At 55.0% G+C, this 17,124-nt stretch carries 9 protein-coding genes and 1 tRNA gene; 6 read left to right on the top strand and 4 right to left on the bottom strand.

Annotation, left to right across the window (positions count from 1 at the left end; translation table 11 throughout):
• Positions 1 to 66 precede the first annotated feature (66 nt).
• Entirely contained in the window at positions 67 to 1,413 is a 1,347-nt protein-coding gene (gene purB, locus HF320_RS00175; RefSeq protein ID WP_169276561.1) for an adenylosuccinate lyase, read from the bottom strand.
• A 330-nt stretch (positions 1,414 to 1,743) separates the two neighbouring features.
• Between purB and HF320_RS00170 the strand changes: the two genes are divergently transcribed.
• The gene (locus HF320_RS00170; protein WP_169276560.1) at positions 1,744 to 3,741 is read left to right on the top strand and encodes a DNA gyrase/topoisomerase IV subunit B; all 1,998 of its coding nucleotides are present in this window, start codon (positions 1,744 to 1,746) and stop codon (positions 3,739 to 3,741) included.
• 48 nt (positions 3,742 to 3,789) lie between these two features.
• On the top strand, positions 3,790 to 6,030 hold the full coding sequence (locus HF320_RS00165) for a DNA gyrase subunit A (RefSeq protein ID WP_169276559.1): 2,241 nt from the start codon (positions 3,790 to 3,792) through the stop codon (positions 6,028 to 6,030).
• 402 nt (positions 6,031 to 6,432) lie between these two features.
• Here the strand turns inward: HF320_RS00165 and HF320_RS00160 are convergent.
• A tRNA-Gly gene (locus HF320_RS00160) sits at positions 6,433 to 6,507 on the bottom strand.
• A gap of 326 nt (positions 6,508 to 6,833) precedes the next feature.
• On the opposite strand from HF320_RS00160, the gene HF320_RS00155 reads away from it, so the two are divergent.
• A complete protein-coding gene (locus tag HF320_RS00155) occupies positions 6,834 to 10,637 on the top strand; it encodes a SpaA isopeptide-forming pilin-related protein (protein ID WP_169276558.1) in 3,804 nt (1,267 codons plus the stop codon).
• Positions 10,634 to 11,392 carry a class B sortase gene (locus tag HF320_RS00150; protein WP_169276557.1) on the top strand — a complete coding sequence of 253 codons (759 nt, stop codon included), beginning with the start codon at positions 10,634 to 10,636 and terminating at the stop codon, positions 11,390 to 11,392. Before HF320_RS00155 ends, HF320_RS00150 begins: the two co-directional genes overlap by 4 nt.
• Positions 11,393 to 11,397: 5 nt before the next feature.
• Here HF320_RS00150 and HF320_RS00145 read toward each other — a convergent pair whose 3' ends face one another.
• A complete protein-coding gene (locus HF320_RS00145) occupies positions 11,398 to 11,625 on the bottom strand; it encodes a hypothetical protein (protein WP_169276537.1) in 228 nt (75 codons plus the stop codon).
• 132 nt (positions 11,626 to 11,757) lie between these two features.
• Positions 11,758 to 14,964, bottom strand: coding sequence for a hypothetical protein (locus tag HF320_RS00140; protein WP_169276556.1), 3,207 nt, complete (start codon positions 14,962 to 14,964; stop codon positions 11,758 to 11,760).
• Positions 14,965 to 15,176: 212 nt separating this feature from the next.
• Here HF320_RS00140 and HF320_RS00135 point away from each other — a divergent pair, with 212 nt between their 5' ends.
• Positions 15,177 to 16,211, top strand: coding sequence for a helix-turn-helix transcriptional regulator (locus HF320_RS00135; RefSeq protein WP_169276555.1), 1,035 nt, complete (start codon positions 15,177 to 15,179; stop codon positions 16,209 to 16,211).
• A complete protein-coding gene (locus tag HF320_RS00130; RefSeq protein ID WP_169276554.1) occupies positions 16,198 to 17,124 on the top strand; it encodes a WYL domain-containing protein in 927 nt (308 codons plus the stop codon). The genes HF320_RS00135 and HF320_RS00130 overlap by 14 nt, the downstream gene beginning before the upstream one ends.

Below are 17,124 nucleotides of genomic sequence, written 5' to 3'. Positions count from 1 at the left end.
AGCCGCTGCGCACAGGCCCCGGTAAGGCCCCGTACGCGGCGGCTTTATCGTTGTCTTGAGAAGGCTTTAGGCGAAATCAAGTTCCTGCAGGCGATCGAACACCACGCCGATACGCGTGAGGAAATCCCAAGGATCAAAGATCTCATCGAGGGTCTCCTGGCTGACCGTACAACGCGGATCGGCCTCGAGGCGCTCCTTGAAGGTGGGGCCGCTCACGCAGTCCTGCACCTCGTGCCACGTAGCCATGGCGTTCTCCTGCACGATGGCATACGCGTCCTCGCGCGTAATGCCCGTATCGACCAAGGCAAGCAGGACCTTCGAAGAGAAGATAAGGCCGCGCGTCTTGTTGAGGTTGGCCATCATGCGGTTGGGATAGAGCTGCAGGCCGTCAATCACGCGAATGAGGCACTGGAACATATGGTCAAGGGCGATGAAGGAATCGGCCTGGGCCACGCGCTCGGCGGAGGAGTGCGAGATATCGCGCTCGTGCCAAAGGGCGACGTTGTCAAAGGCAACCTGTGCGTTTGCCTTCACCACGCGCGAAAGGCCGCAGACCTTCTCCATGGTGATGGGGTTGCGCTTATGGGGCATAGCGGAGCTGCCCTTTTGGCCCTTGCGGAACGGCTCTTCGGCCTCAAGGGTATCGGTCTTTTGCAGGTTGCGGACCTCGGTGGCGATACGCTCGCACGTGGCTGCAGTGGTAGCAAGAACGCCGGCGAGATACGCATGATGGTCGCGGGAGATAACCTGCGTGGACAGCGGATCGTGAAGCAGACCCAGGTTCTTGCAGACGTACTCCTCGACAAACGGGTCAATGGAGCTGTAGGTTCCCACCGCGCCGGAAATAGCGCCAAAAGCCACGTTCTTACGAGCATCCTTTAGGCGGTCAAGATCGCGCTTGAGCTCCCATGCCCAAGAGCCAAACTTCATACCAAAGGTCATGGGCTCGGCATGGATGCCGTGAGTGCGGCCGGCGCAGAGGGTGTCGCGCTCCTCAAAGGCACGGCGCTTGCAGATCTCTCCGAGCTTCTGCACATCCTCAATAATGAGGTCGCAGGCCTGGGTGAGCTGATAGCAAAGCGCCGTATCACCCAGATCGGAACTGGTCATGCCGTAATGGACCCAACGACTGGGCTTAGGAGCATCGGCCGGGACATCGGCGTCGATGTACTCCTTCATGTTGGTAAGGAAGGCGATGACGTCGTGACGGGTGACCTCTTCGATCTCGTCGACCTTGGCCTTCTCGAAGTTGGCGTGATCGCGAATCCACTTGGCCTCGTCTTTGGTGATGCCGATCTTGCCGAGCTCTGCCTGAGCCTCGCAGGCCAGAACCTCGATCTCCTGCCAGACGGCGTATTTATTCTCCAGCGAGAAGATATGGCCCATCTCGGGACGGGTATAGCGGTCGATCATTGCGGCTCCTTTTTGGTTATTGGCACGTAACGCACATATTGTACGACGCAGACGTAGAAAGGCTGACGCGCTCTATAAAAACGCCCGAAGAGCAATACGAGCACAGATATGGCGCTTTGGCCCGAAAGCGTCGGAGAGTGTACGATACCAACATCCGCATGCCGAGCAAGCGCCTCGAATTCAGGGTGCAACATGGGATTCGCCGTCCCGCAGTGTTGCACTTTCTCTGAGAATTCAAGCCCCGTTCCCCGCATGCGATAACGTAATAGAAAACATGCCTTGCATGATACCGAGGTCAAAAGCCGGTTAAGGGACACCGAAAGAGCGAGTATGACAAAAAACACCGCAAACTATGGCAACGACAGCATCCGCCAGCTCAAAGATGAGGAGCGCGTACGCCTGCGCCCCGCTGTCATCTTTGGATCGGACGGCCTCGACGGCTGTGCGCACGCTGCCTTCGAGATTTTGTCCAACGCGGTCGACGAAGCCCGCCAGGGCTTTGGCAAGCTCATCACCCTTACCGCCTTTCGTGATGGATCGATCCAGGTAGAAGACAACGGCCGTGGCTGCCCGCTTGACTGGAACCCTTCCGAGAAGCGCTTTAACTGGGAACTCGTCTTCTGCGAGCTCTATGCTGGCGGCAAGTACAACAACAACGAGGGCGGCGACTACGATTTCTCGCTCGGTACCAACGGCTTGGGCTCATGCGCAACCCAATATGCCTCCGAATACATGGACGTCACGGTCTGGCGCGACGGCAACAAGTACTCCTTGCACTTCAAGAAGGGCAAGGTTGTAGGAACCAAGAAGAAGGCGCTTGAGGTCGAACCCACCGACGAAGAGCGCACCGGCACCACCATCAAATGGCGTCCGGACCTCGAGGTCTTTACCTCGATCGACATCCCCCACGAGTGGTACCGTGAGACCATGCGCCGCCAGGCCGTGGTCAACGCCAACGTGACCTTCCGCCTGCGCATCGAGGGCGACGACGGCGAGTTTACCGAGGAAGATTTCTGCTACCCGCGCGGCATCGAGGACTACGTGCTCGAGAAGGTCGGCGCCAACTATCTCACCGAGCCCTTCTTTATCGAGGCAGATCGCCGCGGCCGCGACCGTGAGGACCTGCCCGACTACAACGTTAAGATCACGGCATGCCTGTGCTTCTCCCGCACCTTCCAGATGCAGGAGTACTACCACAACTCATCATGGCTCGAAAACGGCGGTTCGCCCGAGAAGGCGGCCCGCAGTGCCCTGACCAGCGCAATCGACGCCTATATTAAGCAACAGGGCAAGTACAACAAAAACGAGAGCAGCATTAAGTGGCAAGACGTCCAGGACTGCCTGGTGCTCGTGACCAACTGTTTCTCCACCCAGACGTCTTATGAGAACCAGACCAAGAAGGCCATCAACAACCGCTTTATCCAGCAGGCCATGACGACATTTTTCAAAGAGCGACTCTCGACCTATCTGATCGAGAACAAAGATGCCGCCAACAAGATCATGGAGCAGGTACTCATCAACAAGCGCTCCCGTGAGAATGCCGAGAGGACCCGCCAGAGCATCAAGACCAATCTGCAGCAGAAGACCGACATGGCGAACCGCGTGCAGAAGTTCATCGATTGCCGTTCGAAAGACAAAACCCGCCGCGAGGTCTACATCGTAGAGGGCGACTCGGCAGCAGGCGCCATTCGCACCTCGCGCGATGCCGAGTTCCAGGGTGTCATGCCGGTACGCGGCAAGATCCTCAACTGCCTTAAAGAGGATTATCCGCGCATCTTCAAGTCCGAGATCATCATGGACCTCATGCGCGTGCTGGGCTGCGGCGTCGAGATCAAAGACAAGCGCATCAAGAACCTCGGCTCCTTTGACCTGGACAATCTCAACTGGAGCAAGGTCATCATCTGTACCGATGCCGACGTCGATGGCTACCATATTCGAACGCTCATCTTAACGATGCTCTATCGCCTGGTACCCACGATCATCGACGAGGGCTACGTTTATATCGCCGAGTCGCCGCTCTATGAGATCAACTGCAAGGAAAAGACCTACTTTGCCTACACCGAGCTCGAAAAGAACGGCATCTTAAAAGAAATCGGCGACCAGAAGTGCTCCATCAATCGATCAAAAGGTCTTGGTGAGAACGATCCGGACATGATGTGGCTCACTACCATGAACCCCGAGACGCGCCGCCTGATCAAGGTGGAGCCCGAAGACGTCACGAAGATGGAAACCATGTTCAACCTGCTGCTGGGCAACGACGACGAAGGGCGCAAGCGCCATATCGCACAGCACGGCAAAGAGTATCTAGACCAGCTGGACCTGCAATAAGGCGCAGCGCGCAACAAAACGGCCCAAGAAGAGCAACAAGAGGAAATCGTGGCAAAGAAGAAAACTAAAACCCAGCCTAAAAAGAAGCAGGTCAACGACGCCAACGTCATCGGCTTGCATTCTGAGGTCACAGCGCAGCCCATTACCGAGACGCTCGAGACTAACTACATGCCCTATGCCATGAGCACCAACGTCTCGCGTGCGTTCCCCGAAATCGATGGCTTTAAACCTTCGCACCGCAAGCTGCTCTACACCATGTACAAGATGGGATTGCTCAAGGGCGACCGCCAAAAGAGCGCCAACATCGTGGGTCAGACCATGAAGCTCAACCCGCACGGCGATGCCGCCATCTACGAAACGATGGTGCGCTTGGCCACGGGCAACGAAGCGTTGCTCGCCCCCTTCGTCGAGTCGAAGGGCAACTTTGGCAAATATTATTCGGGTGACCTGAGCTACGCCGCCTCGCGTTACACCGAGGCCAAGCTCTCCCCCATCTGCGCCGAAATCTTTAAGGATATCGACAAGGACCCGGTGGATTTTGTTGACAGCTACGACGGCGCCATGAAAGAGCCACGCCTGCTGCCCACGACGTTCCCCAACATCCTGGTCTCGGCCAACAAGGGCATCGGCGTCGCCATGGCATCCGACATTTGCGGTTTTAACCTCAACGAGGTCTGCTGCGCCACCATGCACTATCTCGAAAATCCTGATTGCGACCTGCTCGAGTACATGCCCATGCCCGATTTTTCGACGGGCGGCGAGATCATCTATCGCCGTGAGGAGATGGAGCGCATCATCGAGACGGGACTTGGCAGCTTCCAGATTCGCTCGCGCTGGCGCTGGATCCCCGAAGAACGCATCATCGAGGTCTACGAGATCCCCTACACCACTAAAACCGACGTCATCATCGAGCGCATCATCAAGCTCTCCAAAGAGGGCAAGGTCAAAGAGATCGCCGACATCCGCGACGAGACCGACCTTTCGGGCCTGCGCATCGCCATCGACCTCAAACGCGGCGTCGACCCGGACAAGCTCATGGCCAAACTCTACCGCTCGACCACGCTGCAGGACTCGTTCTCGTGCAACTTCAACGTGCTGGTCGACGGTTACCCGCGCGTCATGGGCGTGCGTCAAATCCTACACGAGTGGGTTGCCTGGCGCGTGGAGTCGACACGGCGCCGCGTGAGCTTTGACTTGGGCAAGAAGTCCGAGCGCCTACACCTTTTGCACGGCCTCGAGGCGATCTTGCTCGATATCGACAAGGCCATCGCCATCATCCGCGGAACCAAGCTCGAGGCCGAGGTCGTGCCCAACTTGATGCGCGGCTTTGATATCGACGAGACCCAGGCGGAGTTTGTTGCCGAAATCAAACTCCGCAACATCAACGAGGAGTACATCCTCAACCGCACCAAGGACATCGAGAAGCTCGAAGGCGAGATTGCCGAGCTAGAGGATATCTTGTCGAGCGAAGATAAAATCAAGCAGGTCATCAGCGACGAGCTCGCCACGGTTAATAAGAAGTACGTGATGCCGCGCCGTACGGGCAGGATCGATCCTGCGGACGTCATCGAGGTGAGTTTGGAGCCGGAGGTCGAGGAATATCCGGTTACGATCATGCTCTCGCACGAAGGCTACCTCAAGAAACTAACGGATCGCGTGCTTAAGACGGGCGCCGCCCTCAAGTACAAAGACGGGGACAGACCCTTTATCGAGTTCCCTTCCTCCAATACGCATGAGCTGCTGGTATTCACCGATAAGAGCCAGGTGTACAAGTGCAAGGTTGCGTCGTTCGAGGACACCAAGTCGGCACAGCTTGGCTCCTATCTGCCCACCGATCTTGAGATGGACCCCGACGAGTCTGTGATCTGGGTGATCGACCCCGAGGATTACAAGGCAGACGTGCTGTTTGTCTTCGAGAATGGTCGCGTCGTGCGCATCGCGCTTGCCGGTTATGTGACCAAAACCAACCGCAAGCGCCTCAAGAATGCCATCTACGGCGGCAGCAAGCTGTTGTTTGCCCAGGTGCTCAAGGAGGACCGCGACCTGGCGCTCGTCTCAAACGACGGCCGCCTAATGAACTTCAATACGTCGCTACTCAAGACCAAAACAACCACCAGCACCCAGGGCGTCCAGGCATTTACGGCCAAGAAGAATCGTATCGTCACTGCTGTGGGCGCGGCAGAAGACTTCCTGGGAAGCGAAGCCTGGACGGAGCGATTCACCGCACAGACGTTGCCGTCCGCCGGCGCCCTCATGAAGGAAAACGACATGCCGAGCTTGTTTGACTAGAACGCAACGAAACAGCCATCGTAGGTTTCCTACAGCGATGGGGCCGGGGTGCAGCAAGACTGCGCCCCGGCCCCACGCGTAACAGCGCGAACTTTTTGAGGTAAACGCTTTGCGGCGAACTTGGTCTACATTTGGTCTACTTCTGTGGTCTACGGAGCCGGAAAAGAGAAACAGGCCAAGCACTCTAAGTTCTTGACCTGCTGTTTTGTGTGGAGCGGGCAACGGGGCGTCCGCGTATTTGCTTCGCAAATACGCACCGGCTTCAGACGCCTATCGGCGCCTTCGCCTGCTCGTTACAAACGCTTCGCGTTTGCTTAACGCTCGCAACCTGTCGGGTTCGAGTCTCGGAACTTTATCGAAAAAAGGCACGGTAACGAAACGTTACCGTGCCTGAAATTCGAATGGAGCGGGCAACGGGACTCGAACCCGCGAGTGTCAGCTTGGGAAGCTGATGCCTTACCACTTGGCGATGCCCGCATATACGACGCAGTGAATGCGCGGTAGTTAGTATAACCTGCATTGTTCTTATGGAGCAAGAAACGTACCAGTCCACGATAAAACTGCGCGAGAAGACCGAAAGCCCATCGAAGATCATGGAGATGCGCATCTCTTTTTGTGATGACAGTCGTCCCAATCAAAGCTAGGGGGCTTAACACCACTGATTTTTACCCCGTTTCACCTGCCTTGTTAGAAACTGGCAAGAATAAAGGGAATCGACGCGTTCTCTTTTGTAAGCATAGATGGAACTAACGGGGAATATGTCCTTTTACGCTCGACTCCCATCGATTCGAGGGAGGACGATTGTGAATCACAGCAAGGCACGCCGATTCCCCTGGCGCAACACGAACGACAACCGCTCCATGAGACGCCGCAGACCGGTGCCACTTTTCGTTGTTCTCGCTATCGCCCTTCTCGGAGCGACATGTGCTGTTGGCAGCGCGCTCATCGGCGCGCACGCAAGCAGCGATTCCATTACCGTGAGCAACCTTATTCACAACCCCAACTCTTCCGACGGGCACGGCAAGCTCATTCGTGTCGAAGGACAAAACGTCGCCTATTGCGCACAGGGATTTCTTTCCTATCCCGAAGTGGGCCAAAAACTCACCCGATACGGTTCGCCAAAAATCCCCGAGCTCGACTACGTTGCCTATCATGGATACGATGGAAAAGTCGTCACTTCGGTTGCGGGACTCGATAAAGGCAAGTCTGAATCTACCACCATGGCAGCAATCTGGCTTGCCATTGGCGACAAACGGCCTGACCTTCTCAATTTTGTTCCCAAATACGACCCTCCCTGGCATGGAAACAAAGCCTATAAGGAACGATGGGAAGCCATCAAAGACCCTCAAATCAAAGAAGCCTCTTGGAACCTCTACCAGCAGGCAGTCGCCTATGCTCAAGCTGGCGGAGGAGGTATCGAAGAGGGCTGCGCTATCCTATGGATCAATCGCACACCAAAAGGCGAGAATAAAACGTTTGGATATCAAAGTCTCGTCACCAGCGAGAAAAAGACCCGCGTGATTTTTTCGAAAACCTCTGCAGACGCAAGCATCAGTGCAAATAACGGAGAGTACGCACTCGAAGGGGCAGAGTACACGATTCATCACGCATCAGATTCCTCACTAGCAGGCACCGTTGTCACCGATGCAAATGGACACGCCGAACTTGCCCTCAAGCCCAATACTGCCTACTATGCCCAAGAAACAAAAGCCCCAAAGGGTTTTGCCATAAACGAAGAACGAATCGAGTTTACAACCGCAGGGCTCAACAGCTTTGTTTCGACCACCGACAAACCTGGTACGTTCACCCTTGTTGTTTGCAAACATGACGCCATAAGCGCAGGTGCGGCACAGGCAGGATGCTCGTTCGAAGGGGCGGAGTATGAGCTAACCTCGGATAGCGCGCCAGGGTTTCATGAGACAGCCACCACGAACAAAGAAGGTGTCGCCTCGTTTGAAAACATCCCTCTCGGTACCATCCATGTACGGGAAACTAAAGCTCCGCAAGGTTATCTCCTAGACTCAGAAGACCATATCTACCATGTTGGGGCCGACGATCTTGATGAAAACGCCACGCTAAGACTCACCCCCGAAAGCGATTTTGATGAGATACCCGTCGCATTTGATATCGAGATTGCGAAATTCAAGGACGAGGGCGATGAGGGCTCCTCGAAACAAGAGATTCCTGCCGAGGGCGTATGCTTCCAGATCATCTCCAATACCACAGGCAAAGCAATCGGATCGATCACAACCGATAAAGACGGATATGCCACAAGTAAGGGCGCATGGTTTGGGAACGGTTCGAACTCTCATGTCGCTCATGGGGCGATTCCCTACGACCCCGCGGGCTATACCATTCACGAGGATGAGCAGACCATCCCCGACGGCTTTGCAGCAATTGAAGATTGGACGATCGCTGCTGACCAAATAATCGACAATTGCACATTGAAGTACATCATCAACAACCATCGAAAGATGAGCCGGTTGCAGATCGTTAAGATCGATGCAAAATCGGGGGAACGCATTCCTCTTGCCGGTTTTTCTTTCCAGCTTCTCGACAACAACAAGAACCTTATTTCTCAAAGCGTCTGGTATCCAGCCCAATCAAGCATCGACACCTTTACCACAGGCGACGACGGAAGCGTCACACTGCCCGAGCAACTAGCAACGGGAACGTATTACATCCGAGAAATCGCAGCGGCGCAGCCCTATGTCCTTGCCGGAGAAGACGTACAGATCGAAATTAGCGGTGACGAGCCGCTTTGCATAGCCACTGTTGCCAACTCCCCCGCCACAGGGATCGCCCAGCTTGTCAAAACCTGCTCCGAAGACGGTGCGGCTCTTGGTGAAGCCGAGTTTGATGTGCGCGTTCATGAGGATATTGTCGCCCCGGACGGATCGGTCCTCTTGAGCGCGGGGACTGTTGTTGACCATGTAAAAACCAACGAAGAAGGACGTGCGACGACAACAAAACTCCCGCTTGGCAACGGTAAGGCAACCTATGAGTTTGTTGAAACAAAACCTGCACCCGGCCATGTGCTCGCAAGCAACCCGATTGTTTTCACACTTACCTACGAGAACCAAGACACCCCGCTTGTCAGTACAAGCTGTTCGATATCGAACATACCGACAACGGTTGAAATCAAAAAGATAAAAGCAGGGACCGATACGCCTGTCCCCGGCGTGCAGTTCACCCTCTGGCGGCTGGAAGACGAACAGACACCCGAGTCTGCCAAACCCGCCGGAAGCAAAGACATCGCCAAAGACCATAACGACTCCCACGATATCCCCCAACTCAAAGAAGGCTGCTTGCCGCTTACGATCACGACCGATCAAAACGGCATCTGCCGCGCAATTCACCTGCAGCCTGGCATTTGGCGCATCAAGGAAACAAACACGGCCAACGGCTTTCTTCTCGATCCCCTTATTCGCGAATTCACCGTTGACGAATACGGACGTATCGATGGCGAGACATCCCATAAGGTTGTTATCGAAAACGATTTCACTAAAATCGATGTCTCAAAACGAGATATCACCAACGAAAGCGAGCTGGCCGGCGCGCACCTTACCGTCACCGATTCCGACGGAACTATCGTCGACGAATGGACTTCGACCACTGAGCCCCATCGAATTGAAGCACTTGCGCCTGGATCTTACACACTCACCGAGACGCAGTCACCCCAAGGACACGATGTAGCAAAAAGCATCACGTTTACCGTTGAGGAAAGCGGCGAAATCCAAGCTATTGCCATGTATGACCAACCCATTCAAATCACTGGAGAAATTGACAAGCGCCAACAACGCCTCACGGAAGCAGGCGAGGGCCGCGTATATACGTATTCGCTTGATATGCGAAACACGAGCAACACCTGGGTCGACGAGTGCACGGTTACCGATCCGCTCGATTGCGTAGCTCAAGGAATGGCAAAAGTAACCGCCGTGATAACGCCCGTCGCTCAAGGGGATTACGACGGCAAACTCAACGTTTGGTATCAACTTTCCAACGACGATGATTACTTCAACGAATCAAACGTCAACGCAACCCTCGAAGACGGTCACGATAATCCTTGGCTCGAAGGCGAAGGTCGCAAGCTCGACTATTCACATTGGCATCTTTGGGAGCAAGATATCGATGCTACACAAGCAAGGATTCTCGACGTTCGCGATCTTGATCTTAAGGAGAGCCAGCACATCTGCGCAATTCGCTTTGAATTCGGCAGCGTTGCGGATTCGTTTACCACGCAACAGGACGGATGGACACGCTCCGATCTAAAGAGCGAAAACGACTCCTACGATAAAGCCCCCAATAAGACAGGAGAAGGCGACCTTGCGCCCGCGATCATCCAGCTCTCGACAACAAAGCGATGGGGAGGTGGAAGCTCTCTTCTCAACAGTGCGGTTATCGACCTCTACCGAAACGGCGGAGGCCCCAACCTTGAGGATCACGATGAAGATAAGGTTAAACAGATCATCGGGCGGCCTCTTGCACAAACCGGTGTCGACTCCGACTTAATTCCCCTGCTTGCAAGTATCCTTTGCAGCTTCGCCTTTATAGCAGTCATCCTCTTTCCCAGCATCGTGCGCAAATCGAGCAGGACTAAGCGATGATACGCACAACCCGAAGAGCGTTTCTGGCATCCTGCGGCGTCGCATCGCTCCTTTGGATCGGCTCCGCTGGGATAGAATCCGCGCAGCGTCTTGCATCTCAGCTCGCTTACAGGCAGCTGCAGAGCAAGACGCCCGCGGCGGCAATCGCAACGCCTCGCTCCACCTCGACCACAACCTCGGCCTCGAGCAAAGGGGTAGCTAGCCTGCTTGATCAAAACAAAGACGCCGCAGGCTGGCTCGTCGTTGAGAACACTGCGGTATCCTATCCCCTTGTTCAGGCATCACCTAAAAACAAAGATTGGTATCTCCATCATAATTTTTGGAATCAAAAAGACGTAGCAGGGTGCCCTTTCATTGACGACAGGTGCACAGTCTCTTCCCAGCATGTCTTGGTCTTTGGCCATCATCTTGGATCGACCAACTTGATGTTTAGCAGTCTCGCATCAGCCTGGAAGGGCAACGTGTTTCAGACACTCGGGTCGGCGAACATCGAAACCGTCGATAACCTTGTTTTTCGCTTTAAGCCGCTCTGTGCGCTGCGTGTCGAGAAAAACTGCGAACTCGTTCAGCGATTTGAATGGCCGGGCGCCGCCGAAATGCGCAACTGGCTCTCCCAAATTCTTGACCAGGCAGATACAAAAGCCCAAACCGCACAGGAAGACGCCCATAAAGCACGGCAAGTCTTAACGCTCGCCACCTGCTCGAATGCAGTAGCAGGGCAAAACGAGCGAACACTTATCGTTTTTTCACGCTGATACGTTTAGAGCGCCGAGCCCATATCCGATGCCTCGTTTGAGCCAGCCGTATCCTTCTCAAGCTGCTTGTCGGCTTGAGTTGCGGCTTGCTCTGCCTTGATGCGTTCGGCACGGACGTCTTCAGGAGTCGAACATTTAACGCCAACAAACCAAGCAGCACCAAAACCGAGCAAAAGAGCAAGTGCGGCCCCTACGGCATAGGCAACCCAATGGCGACGAATAAAAGAAAGCACGGTTCCTCCTGAGACTTGGATACGGCTATCGTAACAGCTTTTCTAAAGGCACATGCAGCATATGCGATATCGATTCAAAAAGAAGCCCGCTTCCATAAGGAAGCGGGCGAGCAATCTTTGCTTGACAACAGTCTACGATCTACGAATAACCTCGGTAACCAAATCGGCTGCATAGTTAACGTTGTCGGCATTAAGATTGATAGGATGATCTTGCTCGGTGTAAGCGCAAGCAAAACTCGATCCCTCAACGCCGGCAAGCGTCATTGCGCGCAGGCTCCTCTCCATTGCGGCGTGCGCATCGGTGTCGACATAGGGCATCTCGACCGAAGCGAGCGGACGATGGAAATCGGACGCCACGCGCGAGAAGAGGCCCGTGATGCGCCTGTCGGCCTTCAAAGTACGATGTTCACCCTCAGTCGTAATCATGGAGAGCTGGCCGGCACCCACGCACTTGAGGTTGATGATAAAGACACCGCGAAGCTTGTCGCGATGCTCATCGAGAAACGCCTTCATGCCGGCATTGTCGTTCTCGGCAGCACCGGTTGCAACAAACCAGATGTCGTGACCCAAAAGCTCGTCGTCTCCCAAAGACGTCACTGCCTGGCGAAGCTCATCCTCACTTCCCTCGCCAGCGGCACCGCCCTTCCAGCCATCGTCGCCTTCGAAGTTATCCCACGAACCGATATCGCGGCCAGAACGCTTCGCATCGAAGTCCTCATCCACGCCGAGCCAATCGCTCATGCTGGTCTCTTCCTTCTTTTTGCGGCCAAACAAGCCACGACGCTTCTTGGCAGGAGTGGCGGGCGCGGGAGTCGCTGCATGGATGGTCTCGAATTGCTGCTGCGGGACAGGCGACACCACATCAGTCGAATCAATAACGGTAAACGTCGGCTTTGTTGCGACAGGCTGGTCCATGTCAACTGGAGCCGGAATGGAGGAGAAGGGATCCACCGGCTTGGCAGAAGGATCGGGCAGGTCAAAAAGCGAAGACCGATTTGCCATGGGGTTCGCACGAACCGTCGGAGTTACCGGCGGAATTTGAGTTGACGGCACAGCGGGAGATGCAGGGATCGAATCAAGCGACGGAATATTGAGCTGTCGCTGGGGACGCGGCGCCGGAGCCGGTGCAGGAGTAATCTGCGCCATCAAAGAATCGACAGTCTCGACCTGTGCAGGCATAGCCTGGGTTCCTTGATGCTGTACAGGTATGGCCTGGGTCCCCTGAGGCTGCGCAGGGATGGCCTGTGTGCCCCCAGCCGAAATCTCCTCTGCAGGAACAAAGACCTGCGTAGACTCGACAGTGGCCCCTTCGGAGCCATCAGTCAAAGGCACGTTGTTGTTCCCTTGCTCAACGTTATCTTCCTGCTCATCCATTACCTGAGCCATATCAACGGAAACCGTCTCATCGGGCGCGGGCAGCACCTGATCCTCTTCGATCTCATCCGCCTCAGGTTGGGCAATATCCTCAGCAGCGATACCGTCCTCAGACTCCTCCGCAGGCTGATCGACCTCATCGAGCGGGAGAGGTTCGTCCTCGATCAGCTCAAAATCAGCCTCGACAATCTCCATATCATCAGTGGGGATGATCTCTTCAAAATCCTCTTCGCCCGTAAGCACAAGCGGCTGTTCTTCGGCAACAGCAGGCAGGGGAGTCTCCTCAACAAGCTCATCCGGAATGGGAGCCACAATAGAAGTCTGAGAAGCATCGACGGGCTGATCTTCAACAAGCTCGTTTGGAATGGGCGGAACAATCGACGTCTGTGAGGCGTCGAAGGACTCTTCATCAGCCTGTTCCTCACATTGCTCACCAAAGACAGCCGGCTCGTCTGCGGCTTCATCAGTCTCTGCATTCTCGCCATCAACAAGCTCTGCCACAACGGCGGGAATCGCGAGAGCCTCCTCCTCTTCGGTCACCTCTTCGTCAAACAGCGAAGGAGCAATAGGGACGACCGCGGGAGCGGGGACAGGCACAGCAACGGCATCGGTATGTTCGTCGGAAACCGCGGCGGGAGCCTCCTCGACTGCTTCCTCACCCTGCGTTTCGACAGGAACGGCAACGGGATTATCCACGGAAGCGACAACGGGATTATCCACCGAAGCGGCGGCGGGCTCATTCACAGGGAACTGACCCTCATCGTACTCCAGGTCGCACTCGGCAGGAATCATGCCCAGAGCACGAATGGTGTCCTTGCCAAATCGCAAATTGCCAGCAGCGTTAAGAGGCAAGACCGGCGCCTGCTCCCGAGCAGCATCTGCAACAGTATCTACAACAGCATCGGTCGCGACGGAAGCAACATCCACCGGCAAGAGATCATCATTGACAGATGTATCGTCGACCGTCCCATCGTCAGCCTGAGTCTCCTCAGCAGCCTCCGAGAAATCCTGCTCCGGCTGTTCAAAAGCAACAACCGGTTCCTCCTGAGCAGGCAACTGCGGTTGCGAAATGGGCATCTCATCTGCAGTGCTCGCCTCGGCATCACCTAGCTCTGCCTGCTCGGATTCTTCCTGATAAAAAGGCTCGTCCTCGACTTTTGCCGTATAGGAACTTTGATACGCACCGTTCAGCGAATCCAAATACTCCTCAAATGGAACATCCTCAGGGAACTCATCGGCACGAGACGACGGCGCAACCGTGTCCATAACGCCCAGCATGGCAGCCACGGAGGATTTGTTACAGATTGCACCCGTGGTGTAGGGCATGGCAAAACGATCAAAAAGAAATGCAACAGAACGCAGGAGGGGAATCAAGGAGAACAGGATGGCGATAACCCAAAGCACGGCTTTGAGTGCAGCCGGAAGAGGAAGCAGGCGAAGGATGGCAACGGCTGCAGGAAGCACCATAGCAACCGGGAAGAGCTTGTTGATAAGCGCGCGATAGTTTGCAAACGGTTCGCGGCTCAAAAGATCGGCACGAGAAGAATCATAATGCGCAACCACGACAACCGGACGATTGCGAGGGGAAGCAAGAGGGCCAGATGCCTGATGATAGGCGATAACGTTTTGAGAAAGACCGTTGGCTCCTATCGCGGGGACGGAGATCTTATCCAAACGAATAAGCACATACAGAACGCCCACCGCAAGAACAAGCAGGAAGCCAAAAATGCCCAATGCTCCGCCGATTCCCATGAAAATCGTGGCAACAAACAGTACGATTCCCGCAATGGCAGAAACGTTTTTTCGAGACGAAGAAGCGGTAAATTCCTGTATCTCGGGATTAAAACCGTGGTCGGTGAAAATACGTGCGATGACATCTGCAGCGGCGCGTTCTTCCTCACTGCAGGCAGGGGTAATCTCCGTGCGCTGCAGAAGATGATTCAAATATTTTTTACTGTTAGCCATGTAGGGCTCCATATCGCGGTTGCTTAATGCATGCAGGCATACCGCTCCCACGGTAAGCCTGTATAGGCGAAAGTATACCCTTACTTATCTCTAGCTGCAGCGCCGAGCCCGGATGCCAGCCCCCTTGGCACATTTTCCCCGCGAGACTCCATATCGATTAAAATGGTGCCGTTGCGACGAGATGGTCCGCTGCAGAAGGGGTTGCGCATCTTATGGCTGAAACAATAATTCACTCGATGGATGGATTTAATGAGCGCAATGAATCCGCTCGGCGCATTCTCAACCTACTCTTTATCCTAAATTGCACCTCGAGACCCCTCACAACCACTGAGATCATCACCGATAGCGATCTTGGGTATGGAATGGCGGGCATCGAGAGCGAAAAGAAAAAATTCCAACGCGATCGCAAAAAACTCGAAGAGTACGGTGTCCACATCCGCGAAGTTAAAGAGAGTGGAGCCAGCGAAACCGAAGAGAGCCGCTGGGCGATCGACCGCGAACGCACTCATATAGACACAGCCGTCGTCACACAAGACGACGCCGATATGCTCGTACATGCCGTCGATGAGTATCTGGCGCGCACAAAGATATCCTTCCGCTCCGCATTGCTGCGCATCCGAGCAGTCGCGGCGGCAATCGATACCGATGCCGAGCAGATCGAGAGCGTCGATGATGTCGAGCAGGTAACCGAGCAGATTCAAAATGTGCTCGATACCGTGTGGGCAGCCTATTGTTCACGAAAGTCCCTTCCCTTCTGCTATCGAGATGCAAAGGGGAAAGAATCCAAGAGAACGGTATCGATCTACGGCATTGTTAACCAGGCAAATCAGTGCTATTTCGTCGGTCTCGACAACCTTTCCGGCAAGGTTCGAACCTTTCGCACCGACCGCGTCACACGCATGAACAAGCCCCGTGGATCCTATATCATCCCCCACGACTTCTCTCTTGGCGCTTTTCAGTTCCTCCCCTTCGATTTAGGCGATGAGGAGGAAATTCAAGCGACCTTCGCTTTTCCCGCACACTCCGTAGCTGGAGAAATCGAGGTGCTCACACATGGAAGGGGAACGCTTGAAATACAGCCGGATGAATCCTTGCACTGGAACATCGCAGTGAAAAACCCAGACGCCGCCGTAGCCATGGCCCTCCAACACGCCTCCCTTGGCATGCGTCCCTGTTCCCCGGCGTCCCTCGTTTCCCTTTGGAACTCAGCAATCAACAAGGCGGTGGAGGCCCATGGCCGAATCTAAACTTAAAGCCGATCAAATCGTCGCCGGCGGCATCAGACTCCTTCAACTGCTCACCGCTGCGCCAAACCAATCGGTATCCATCGCCCGTGCCTGTTCTGCACTAGGGGTCCAAGCCTCCGACCTCGATCGAATCGTCGAAATCGTCTCGAGTCTCTCGGACCGCTCAACCGGCGTGAGGGCCATTATCGATATGGACGAAAAAACGATATCCCTCGGCGGAGATGCCGCTCGCCTCGTGCCGCTGAGGCTCTCCATTAATGACGCCGCCGTATTGAGATATGTTCTTGCCTCGCTGAATATCGATCAAAGCACCCGTCTTCGCATCCAGGCGGCACTCGATGACCCGTCGCAACTCCAAACCCAGATGATTTCCCTAGCAGAACCAGCGCGCTACGGTTCGTTCTATCAAAAACTACTCGAGGCGATCGAGGATGGTGTGCGACTCCTTATGGGGTATCGCTCTATCGATGAAAAGGAACCACGCGTTCGCACCATCGATCCCTACCGTCTGGTGAGCGAGGAATCGGCAACCTACCTCGATGCTTGGGATGTCGAACAGGACGCACAGCGTAAGTACCGCCTGGACCGCATCTCCTCTCTCGAGGTGACGGAGGAATCGGCGATACACCACCCGTTTGATCGGACCGATATACAGGAAAGTCTCGAAAAATCAGGTGTCCGAGCGCTGGTGCGATGCAACAAGTCCTACCTGCCCCTCATTACCTGGTCCGGCATCATACGCACCGAGGACCAAGGTGACGAGACGGTCGTACTCGAAATATGTCTGTCCTCTAAATCTTGGTTGTTTGACCAGGTTCTTGCTGCAGCGGGCAACCTTTTGATTTTGGAGCCCCAAGAGCTGCGCGCGGAATTCATATCCTATGCAGAGCGCTTGGTCCTCCCCGAATCGTAA

Source organism: Collinsella acetigenes (assembly GCF_012844445.1).
GTDB classification, from domain to species: domain Bacteria; phylum Actinomycetota; class Coriobacteriia; order Coriobacteriales; family Coriobacteriaceae; genus Collinsella; species Collinsella acetigenes.
Note: the sequence above shows the minus strand (reverse complement) of the source record. Positions and strands in the feature narration are given on the sequence as shown.

Coding starts and splice junctions, on each gene's coding strand:
- HF320_RS00170 (WP_169276560.1), top strand. CDS start 1,744: ATGACAAAAAACACCGCAAACTATGGCAACGACAGCATCCGCCAGCTC.
- purB (WP_169276561.1), bottom strand. CDS start 1,413: ATGATCGACCGCTATACCCGTCCCGAGATGGGCCATATCTTCTCGCTG.
- HF320_RS00135 (WP_169276555.1), top strand. CDS start 15,177: ATGGCTGAAACAATAATTCACTCGATGGATGGATTTAATGAGCGCAAT.
- HF320_RS00130 (WP_169276554.1), top strand. CDS start 16,198: ATGGCCGAATCTAAACTTAAAGCCGATCAAATCGTCGCCGGCGGCATC.
- HF320_RS00150 (WP_169276557.1), top strand. CDS start 10,634: ATGATACGCACAACCCGAAGAGCGTTTCTGGCATCCTGCGGCGTCGCA.
- HF320_RS00140 (WP_169276556.1), bottom strand. CDS start 14,964: ATGGCTAACAGTAAAAAATATTTGAATCATCTTCTGCAGCGCACGGAG.